This window comes from Lentiprolixibacter sp., from assembly GCF_982873095.1.
This window is the reverse complement of the sequence record NZ_CEYNTP010000085.1, coordinates 1-10,137: the sequence shown is the minus strand read 5'-3', so window position 1 is coordinate 10,137 and position 10,137 is coordinate 1. Positions and strand designations below refer to the sequence as shown.

7 protein-coding genes are annotated in these 10,137 nt (G+C 45.8%); 6 read left to right on the top strand and 1 reads right to left on the bottom strand.

Going from position 1 to position 10,137, the window contains the following annotated elements:
* Positions 1-44 precede the first annotated feature (44 nt).
* From AC4E7D_RS06840 to AC4E7D_RS06815, 6 genes are all read left to right on the top strand, one after another.
* Positions 45-731 (top strand): LOG family protein, encoded by a 687-nt coding sequence (locus tag AC4E7D_RS06840; RefSeq protein WP_490173066.1) that lies wholly within the window; start codon positions 45-47, stop codon positions 729-731.
* A gap of 47 nt (positions 732-778) precedes the next feature.
* Positions 779-3,580, top strand: coding sequence for a gluzincin family metallopeptidase (locus tag AC4E7D_RS06835; RefSeq protein ID WP_490173065.1), 2,802 nt, complete (start codon positions 779-781; stop codon positions 3,578-3,580).
* Between the two features lie 157 nt (positions 3,581-3,737).
* Positions 3,738-6,149 carry an alpha-ketoacid dehydrogenase subunit alpha/beta gene (locus AC4E7D_RS06830; RefSeq protein ID WP_490173064.1) on the top strand — a complete coding sequence of 804 codons (2,412 nt, stop codon included), beginning with the start codon at positions 3,738-3,740 and terminating at the stop codon, positions 6,147-6,149.
* Between the two features lie 171 nt (positions 6,150-6,320).
* Positions 6,321-6,815: a DoxX family protein gene (locus AC4E7D_RS06825; protein ID WP_490173063.1), complete on the top strand. Its 495-nt coding sequence runs from the start codon at positions 6,321-6,323 to the stop codon at positions 6,813-6,815.
* 98 nt (positions 6,816-6,913) lie between these two features.
* Positions 6,914-9,169, top strand: coding sequence for an aminotransferase class III-fold pyridoxal phosphate-dependent enzyme (locus tag AC4E7D_RS06820; protein WP_490173062.1), 2,256 nt, complete (start codon positions 6,914-6,916; stop codon positions 9,167-9,169).
* 27 nt (positions 9,170-9,196) lie between these two features.
* Entirely contained in the window at positions 9,197-9,580 is a 384-nt protein-coding gene (locus AC4E7D_RS06815) for a DoxX family protein (protein ID WP_490173061.1), read from the top strand.
* Here AC4E7D_RS06815 and holA read toward each other — a convergent pair.
* On the bottom strand, positions 9,575-10,137 hold a 563-nt coding region (gene holA, locus AC4E7D_RS06810), incomplete at its 5' end, for a DNA polymerase III subunit delta (RefSeq protein ID WP_490173060.1). The genes AC4E7D_RS06815 and holA overlap by 6 nt on opposite strands.

The following is a 10,137-nucleotide window of genomic DNA, read 5'->3' as shown; positions in this document are numbered from 1 at the left end:
TTATATCAACTAACGTTTATCCTCTTGGGGGTTAAATCAACAACATGAGAAAAGAAAAACACCACAAAGGCTGGAACGAAATAAAAACCAATGATTCCTGGGCAATATTCAAGATCATGGGCGAATTTGTCAATGGTTTTGAAAAGATGAGTGCCATTGGTCCCTGTGTTACAATTTTTGGCTCTGCCCGTACCCGTCAGGAAAATAAATATTACGAGCTCACCGTGGATATCGCCCGGAAAATAGCTGAAGCCGGGTATGGCATTATCACCGGAGGCGGTCCTGGCATCATGGAAGCCGGAAATCGGGGAGCGCATCTGGCCGGGGGTACTTCCGTAGGGCTGAATATCGATCTTCCTTTTGAACAGCACGATAACCCTTATATTGACGATGATAAAAGCCTGGATTTTGATTACTTTTTTGTGAGAAAGGTGATGTTTGTTAAGTACTCACAGGGTTTTGTTGTCCTTCCCGGTGGTTTTGGCACCCTTGACGAACTGTTTGAAGCCATCACCCTAATCCAAACCAACAAAATTGGGCGCTTTCCCATCATTCTGGTAGGCTCCCATTTCTGGAAGGGACTGATAAGCTGGATTAAGGAAACCATGCTGGATGCAGGAAATATCAGTGTAACCGACCTGGATCTTATTCGTATTGCAGACACGGCAGAGGAAGTTGTTGAACTGATTGATGCATTTTATAAAGGACACACGCTCAGCCCCAATTTTTAGTACCGCACATGCCGCCAGGAGGACGTTTACACATAATAACTACGCTCATGATTTGGGCATGCGGTTGTATTATATTCAAGGCACAGGCGCAGCACGTAAACACTCTAAAAGCCACCCTGGAAAAAGAGAGCCAGAGCATCAATATCCAACAGGAATTTACCTATCAAAATGACTCTCAGGACAGTTTAAAGGTCTTATATTTCAACGATTGGGCCCATGCCTATTCTGACAAAACCACTGCCCTGGCCAGGCGATTTGCAGAAGACTTTAAAAAGAGCCTGCACCTGGCAAAGGACCGGGATCGCGGGGCAACTGAGGTTTTTAGCATGGTAGATGAGGACTACCGAACTTTGGTGTGGAGACGGGTAAAGGATCAGATCGATATCATTAAAATTTATTTGCAAAAAGCAATCCCCCCCGGGTCGTCCCAAAAAATAATTCTAACCTATACGGTAAAGCTACCCCCTAATCGGTATACCCCTTATGGCTATGGTTCTGATGGAGGGTATTACCTCAAAGACTGGTACCTGACACCTGCCATGTACGACAAGGGCTGGCAATTGTACTCCAACAAGAACCTTGAAGATTTATACACAGGTAATACCAACACGAATATCTTCTTTACTTATCCGCAGGGGTTGGACCTGGGTACGAATTTCAACGAGGTAAATATTACCACTTTCCCCGATAAAAATTATGCAACCCTGAGTGGTGTTAACCGTAAATCCTGTGACATCATCCTAAATGCGCAAAAGGAGTTTACCAAGCATGTGACACCGGATCTCGTTGTTGTTTCCGACATCGAATCCAAAAGGTATGACGTCATTTCCCAGGGGGTATCCATTAATCGCGTAACCCGTTTCATCTCTGAAAACCTGGGACCGTTCCCCTATGAACAGTTATTGGTTAGTGAAATTGATTTTAACAAAAACCCCCTTTATGGTATCAACCAACTGCCTTCTTTTATCAGGCCATATGAAGAACAATTTCAGTTCGAATTGAAATTCCTGAAAACCGCCCTGATAAGCTATATGAAGGAATCCATATTCATCAACCCCAGAAAGGAACAGTGGCTTACAGATGCCCTGGTAAACTATTTGATGATTACCTATGTGGACACCTTTTACCCGGATCAGAAACTTTTGGGAAAAATCTCGAACATATGGGGTTTACGTAGCTATCACCTGGCGCGAATGGATTTCAACGACCAATACGCCTTCTTCAATATGCTGACTGCAAGAAAAAACCTCGACCAGTCGCTCACCACTTCAAACGATTCCCTGATCAAGTTCAATCAAAAGATTGCCAGCAAATATAAAGCAGGCCTAGGCCTCTCCTACTTGGCCAACTATCTGGGAAAGGAAGTGGTAAACCAGAGTGTGCGGGAGTTTTACGATCAATACAAATTGAAGCAGGTTAGCCCATTGGATTTTGTCAGGACCCTGGAAGAAAACACGGATGAGGAGGTAAGCTGGTTTTATGATTCTTATGTAAACTCTGATAAACGTATTGATTTCAAAATATCCAACGTTATTAAAACCGAGGATTCCCTGTATGTGACCCTAAAGAATAAAACCGGCACCAAAGTCCCTATTTCACTATTTGGCCTCCGGAATGATACTGTTGTGTCCAAGTACTGGTTTACCGGGGTGGAAGAAGAAAAGGAATTCGCTATTCCCAGAAATCGGGAAAAACGGCTGGTACTGAATTACGACCAGAAAATCCCGGAATTCAACCAACGTGACAACTGGAAAACACTCAGGGGCTGGTTTTCTAGTAATAAAAAGCTCAAGTTTCAGTTTCTTAAAGATTCAGAAGACCCCTATTACAAACAGATTTTCTACATGCCTGTGGCCAACTTCAACATATACGACGGCCTTACCCCCGGGATGCGCTTCACTAATAAAACCCTGGATGAGCGGCCTTTTATATATGATTTCTCTCCAAGTTATGGCCTCAATGAACGGAATTTAGTAGGTTATGGCAAGCTTAACTACCGGCAGTACTTAAGAAAGAGTGGACTTTACGTGGTGAACTACGCCCTGCGAGGGTCTTCTTACCACTTTCAGACCAATTCCCGCTACAGTACCCTTACCCCTTCCATCGGTTTTGGTTGGCGCCCGGCAGATCTGATATCAAACAAACGGAATTCCCTGATCCTTAGATATGTAAATGTTTTTCGTACCATCGACCCCAGATTGGAACTGGAAACCGATCCTGATTACAGCGTTGTCAACTTGCGGTACAACAGCATTAACAATGGGATTATCAACTACTTCTCCTGGTTTGCCGATGCGCAATATTCCGCGGACTTTACCAAATTGGCCCTGAATCTGGAATACCGCCAGCTGTTCCAGAACAATATGCAGTTGAACCTCCGCTTTTTTGCTGGTAAATTCATAAGAAACGAGACCAATTCTGATTTTTTCAGTTTTGCACTAGACCGGCCAACGGATTACCTCTTCGACTATAATTACCTCGGGAGGTCAGAAGATTCCGGTATTACCAGTCAGCAAATCATTATAGCAGAAGGGGGCTTTAAATCCCAGTTGGAAAATCCCTTCGCCAATGACTGGATAGTAACCACCAATGCCAGTTTCAATCTATGGAAATGGATAGAACTCTACGGGGATGTAGGGGTTATAAAGAACAAGAATACCGATAGCCGCTTTGTATACGACTCTGGAATCCGTCTGAACCTGGTAACCGATTATTTTGAACTCTACTTCCCCCTGCATTCCAACAACGGCTGGGAAATCGCGCAACCTGACTACGAAACGCGTATACGTTTTGTAGTCACCTTAAGCCCGAAAACGCTTATCGGTCTATTTACCCGTAAGTGGTTTTGATTGCATTATTCTCAATTTGAGCTGATTATTTTAAGAAACTTTGAATTACAGCATAAATATTATCACATATTTTAGTGATTCTTTAATAAAATTCACAATTTAAGGATTGCAGAACTCACCAAATTTTGGTAATTTTGCAGTAAATTCAACGTGCCTGATGAGTGTAAAATTCCAAACCAGTGATGATATTTCTTTTGACGACTTCAGGGCACAAATCCTCTATGATTATCAAATAGCTGTTACCAGTCGGGAATGCAGTTTGCTCGGGCGCAGGGAAGTGCTTACCGGCAAGGCAAAATTTGGCATTTTTGGTGACGGCAAGGAATTGCCCCAATTGGCTATGGCGAGAGCTTTCAAAGCGGGTGATTTCAGAAGTGGTTATTATCGTGACCAGACCTTTATGATGTCTATTGGTGAACTCACTGCCAAAGCTTTTTTCCACGGTTTATACGCCACAACAAACCTCGAAAAAGAACCCATGAGCGCCGGAAGGCAAATGGGCGGTCACTTCGGCACCTACAGCTTAAATGAAGATGGGAGTTGGAAAGACCTGACCAAGCAAAAAAACAGTAGCCCTGACATCTCCCCTACCGCCGGCCAGATGCCGAGATTATTGGGCCTTGCCCAGGCTTCGAAAATCTATCGCCATGTAGACGGGATCAAATCAGACAAATTCAGTAACGAAGGAAATGAAGTTGCCTGGGGCACCATAGGAAATGCCAGCACCAGCGAAGGTCATTTCTTTGAAACTATCAATGCTGCAGGAGTTCTGCAGGTTCCGATGATTGTCAGTATCTGGGATGACGAATACGGAATTTCCGTACCTGCCAAGTATCAGACCACAAAGGAAGATATCTCTAAAATTCTAGAGGGATTTAAGCGGGATGAAGATGCCCCGGGATACGAGATCTTCAAGGTAAAAGGATGGGACTATACTTCCCTGATGCATGTATATGAGAATGCCTCAGATATGGCCCGTGAAGAGCATGTACCCATCATCATTCACGTAGTGGAACTAACCCAGCCCCAGGGGCACTCTACCTCTGGGTCCCATGAACGCTACAAGAGCGAAGCGCGGCTGGAATGGGAAAAGGAACACGATTGTAACCGCAGGTTCCGGGAATGGATACTGGCCAATAAAATTTCGGATGAAGAATCCCTTACCGAGCTCGAGAAAAAGATAAAACGAGAGGTCCGTGTAGCTAAAAAAGAGGCCTGGGAAGAGTTCCTTGCACCGCATAGGGAAGCTAAGAAAACCCTCATCCACTTGTTGGACCAATTGGCGGCTTCCAGCCCGAATAAGTCTTTTATTACCAAGGTCAAAAATGACTTGATCGCGGTAGAGGAGCCTTTGAAAAAAGACGTTATCTCCAAGGCAAGAAAAGCCCTGCGTTACGTTTTAGGTGAAGAAACCACCGAGCGTCAGGCACTGATCAACTGGACGGATGCTTTCCTGAAGGAATGTGCCCCCAAATTCAGTTCTCACCTATACAGCGAACTACCGGGTAAAGCCACCAACCTGCCGGAAATAAAACCGGTATACTCCAAAAACCCTGAGATGGTAGACGGACGTATCGTCCTTCGGGATAATTTCGATCAAATTTTTGGCAAATATCCGGAAACGATGATCTTCGGAGAAGATTCCGGTGCTATCGGAGATGTGAACCAGGGATTGGAAGGCCTACAAAAAAAATACGGCGAACTCCGAATTTCTGATACCGGAATACGGGAAGCCACCATTATCGGACAGGGAATTGGACTGGCCCTGAGGGGCTTGCGTCCCATTGCTGAGATCCAGTATCTGGATTACCTGATGTACGGCCTGCAAACCCTTAGCGACGATCTGGCCACCTTGTTGTACCGCACCGTTGGAAAACAAAAGGCCCCTCTAATTGTAAGGACACGGGGACATCGCCTCGAAGGCATCTGGCATTCCGGATCCCAGTTGGGAGGACTGATACATTTGTTAAGGGGCTTGTACGTCCTGGCTCCTCGCAACATGACCAAGGCAGCAGGTTTTTACAATACCCTATTGAAGAGTGACGAGCCAGCGTTGGTTATTGAAAGTCTTAACGGATATCGCCTTAAGGAACCCCTGCCCGCTAACCTGGGTGAATTGAGTACCCCTATTGGGGTGGTGGAAACGGTGAAGTCAGGAACAGACATCACACTGGTATCCTACGGTTCTACGCTGAGAATCGTGATGGAAGTAGCGCAGGAATTGAAGGAAGTAGGTATTGATGCCGAAGTCATTGATGCACAAAGCCTGTTGCCCTTTGATATCAAGAAGGATGTACTGGAAAGTGTAAAAAAGACCAACCGCCTGCTGATCATTGATGAAGATGTTCCCGGTGGCTGTTCGGCCTATCTTATGCAGGAAATTGTTGAAAAACAAGGCGCTTACCGCTACCTGGACAGTGCGCCCCAAACCCTTACCGCACATGCCCACAGACCGGCCTATGCCAGTGACGGGGATTACTTCTCCAAGCCTAATGCAGAGGACATATTTGAAAAGGTATACGCCATCATGCACGAGTGCAATCCCGCCGACTATCCCAAATTGCGGTAATTCTCAAATCGATATTTTTTATCTTTAGGAAAGTAACTCACAGCAATGTTCATTGCCTCAGCGGTATTATTTAAAATACATCGCCTTTTTTTGTATTTGTATTCCGGGTTTTTCGTAATCGCAGGCCATTACCAAAGAAAGGTGAAGAACAGCTGGAATTAAATTTTTAAGATGAAAAAAATCTTCGCTTCCCTTATTACGCCAGTCATTCAAAAAGACTGGGGGGCCGATCTGGTATTTGCAGTCATTCGTTTTATATGCGGGATGTTGCTGGCGCTGGATTTTGGGGCTTCAAAATTTGGCATGCCCTGGACGGATGCAGAACAAAACCTGGGCTTGTTTGAAATAGCGGCCTGGTTTCCTGAAGATGTCGCCAGCTATGGCGGTATCTTTGCTGCGGCACCTGTCTTCTTTGCATGGATGGCAGGATTCAGTGAGGCAGTTGGGGGGCTTCTTTTGGCCATAGGTTTCAAAACAAGATTTGTGGCCTTCCTGATCATGTGCACCATGTTAGTTGCTATCCTAATGCAGAAATGGGGAGAAGGTACATGGGGAATGCTGCCGGCCATGGGATTCCTTTGGGTAAGTTTATACCATCTGTATCTGGGCTCAGGTAGGTTTGGAATTGATTACCTGATATCGAGGAAACTAAAGTCCTCCTTATAAATTACTCCCGTCCTGCAAAACAGGTGAAATGGGTGTGTTTTTTGGGGAATAGGCCAAGCTGATGAAATGTACTAAGTTTACAAGGTCATTCAGATCTGATGGATATACCAGCCCTTCTTAAATCCCATTTTCATCTGGAAGCCACGGAGATTGTTGCTCTGGAGGGATATGGAAGCAGCAACTTCAAAGTGAGCAGTGCTTCCGGGACCTATGTTTTAAAGGTCTATAAAGATCCCCGGCTAAAGCAGGGGATATTGCAAACGGAGAGCACAGTGCTGCAACAACTGGAAAATCTTTCGAAATACAATTTCCCCTATGAAATCGGGACGGTCCAGAAGAGGGATCAGGTGCTTCGATTGCATCAGTATGTGGAGGGGCATTTCCTTTCCGAGGTTCCACATACAAAGCAATTGCTGACTTCATTTGGCCAATTCCTGGGAAAGCTGGATCGGGAAATGGCACAGGTGGACCCAAATCCAATGGGAATCCGTGAAATTGTATGGGACCTTCAGCATTTCATGAAAAACCGTGATCTCCTGGGTCATATCCCAGAACCCAAAGCCCGCAGCCTTTTGGACTATTTCTTTCTGCAATTCGAAGAACTTGTACTTCCATTAAGTTATAACCTGCGTAAATCGCTGATCCATAATGACGCCAACGACTGGAATGTTCTTACGCAAGAGGGAGAAGTTTCAGGAATAATTGACTTCGGCGATATGTCCTACAGCTGGCTCATTAACGAGCTGGCGGTTGCCATTACCTATGTCATGATGGATAAGGAAGACCCGTTGCAGGCAGCCGTTCCCGTGATATCCGGATATCATAAGTTCATGCCTCTGGAGGAACAGGAACTGGACCTGCTGTATTATCTCGTGGCAGCGCGTTTATGTACCAGCGTTTGCAATTCCGCATACACCAAAACCCAACTTCCGGATTCCGACTATATAACCATAAGTGAAAGGCCGGCCTGGGCCTTGCTCCACAAATGGCTCAGCATCAATCCGATCAGGGCTGCCCGCACGTTCAGGCAAGCAGCTGGCCTTTCCCCAGCCAAATCACCCGCAATAGAAGCCCAGTTGAAACGGAGGGATAATGTCCTGAGCAAGACCCTCAGCCTGAGTTACGAGGAACCCATACCCATGTATCGTTCCGCATTCCAGTATATGTATGATACGGAAGGAAACACTTTCCTGGATGCTTATAATAACATCATGATCACAGGACATTGCCACCCACATGTAGTACGTGCAGGTCAACGGACAATGGCCCGTTTAAACACGAATACCAGGTATGTGTACGAGGAACTCCTGTCCTATTCAGAGCTACTTCTTGAAAAGTTTCCGAAAAAGTTGAACAAAGTGTTTCTGGTGAACTCGGGAAGTGCCGCAACAGATCTGGTCCTGAGGATGGCAAAATTCCATACAGGCCGGAAAAAGGTGGCCGTGCTGGAAGAGGGCTATCACGGCAACACACAAACCGGCGTCCGGGTGAGCCATTACAAGTATGCAGCAACAGGCGGAGAGGGAAGAGACACACAAACCCTTGAGCTTCCCCTGCCCAAGGTTTTTGGAACAGAATTAGCCGACGATGGTACGGCTGGTGACTACTTCGGCAAACAAGCCCTGGAAATGTTAGCGCCATTTGAGAAGGAATTGGCTGCATTTATTGCAGAACCCATTGTGGGTTGTGGCGGTCAGGTGCCCCTGCCAAAAGGGTATTTAAGGCATATTTATCCTAAGGTCAGACAACAGGGCGGCCTATGCATTAGCGATGAAACCCAGGTGGGCTTTGGTCGTCTTGGAGAGCATTTCTGGGGGTTCGAAAGGTATGGGGTGGTACCTGACCTCGTTATCCTGGGCAAACCCATTGGAAACGGGCATCCCATTGGTACCGTGGTTACAACGGAGGAGATTGCAGGGAGTTTTGAACAGGGACCGGAATTCTTCAGTTCATTTGGCGGCAATCCGGTTTCCTGCGCCATAGGTCAGGCCGTACTGGAGGTTATAGAAAAGGAAGGCATGCAGGATCATGCAAGACTCGTTGGTAATCACCTTAAAGCAGGGTTACACCTACTGCAGACCACCTACCCGGAAATAGCCGACGTAAGGGGCAGTGGCTTGTTCCTGGGAGTGGAAATAAAGACAGCAGAAGGGTATCCGGGAACCCAAATAGCCAAGCTGATAAAAAACGAACTTCGAAGAACACATATCCTTATAGGGACAGACGGACCTTTTGACCATGTGCTGAAAATCAAACCCCCACTTTCATTTAGCATGCAGGATGCAGACATTTTGTGTGCCGCTATTCACCGCATTTTGGAACACTATTACACCACTTTAGCAAAAAAAAGGTAACTTTAGCCTGCACCAATCTTGTTATGAATGTCTAAAAAGCTACGAATAAATGCAGGCATCGCGGTTCTGCGGGTTTTTGCCTCTGCCATGATGATGGTACACGGTTTCTCGAAATTGCAGAAATTACTCAACGGGGATTTTACATTTGCCAACCCTATAGGGATCGGGGAAACCCCTTCCTTATTCCTTGCCGTAATTGGGGAATTTATATGTCCCATCTTCATCATTATCGGGTTTAAAACACGCTGGGCAGCGGCGATCACTGCAATCACTATGGGGGTTGCCGGATTTATACAGCACAGCGCGGATCCTTTTTCCAAAAAAGAACTGGCCCTTGTTTATTTTACGGTATTCCTGGCCATTGCGCTAATAGGCCCCGGGAAATATAGTGTTGATAAAACTGCCCTATAAGATCCTGGCAAGCAGTTCTTTCAGCAATTCCTCATGGGGCATATTGCTAGCCCCTACCCCTTTGCCTTTAAGGTCAAGTTCCCTTAACTCAGAAATTATCTGGCTCGCTCTTTTCATGGGGTAATTACGTGCCGCGGTTTGAAATTCCCCAACAAAATAGGGGTTAATACGCAGCACGCTGGCTACATTTTTGGGAGAATGGTCCTTTAAGCCATGATACTGCAACAGTTGGGAGAAAAAAGTATGGAGCAGGGTAACGGTAACCACAAAAGGATTGTCCTTAGGGTTGCGGATAAAATAGTTGATGATCCTTGTCGCCTTTTGCACATCCCGCTCTCCTATTGCTTTTTTTAATTCAAAATTGTTGAAATCCTTACTGATACCGATGTGCTTTTCGATATCTTCCGGCGTGATCTGACTGCTCTGAGGAAGGACCAGCTTTAGTTTTTCCAATTCATTGTTGATCCGGCTCAGGTCAGTTCCCAGGTATTCTACCAATAAAACTGCGGCTTTGTGGGAAATGGTGTATCCCTGCCCCTTGAGTATTTTCCGTATCC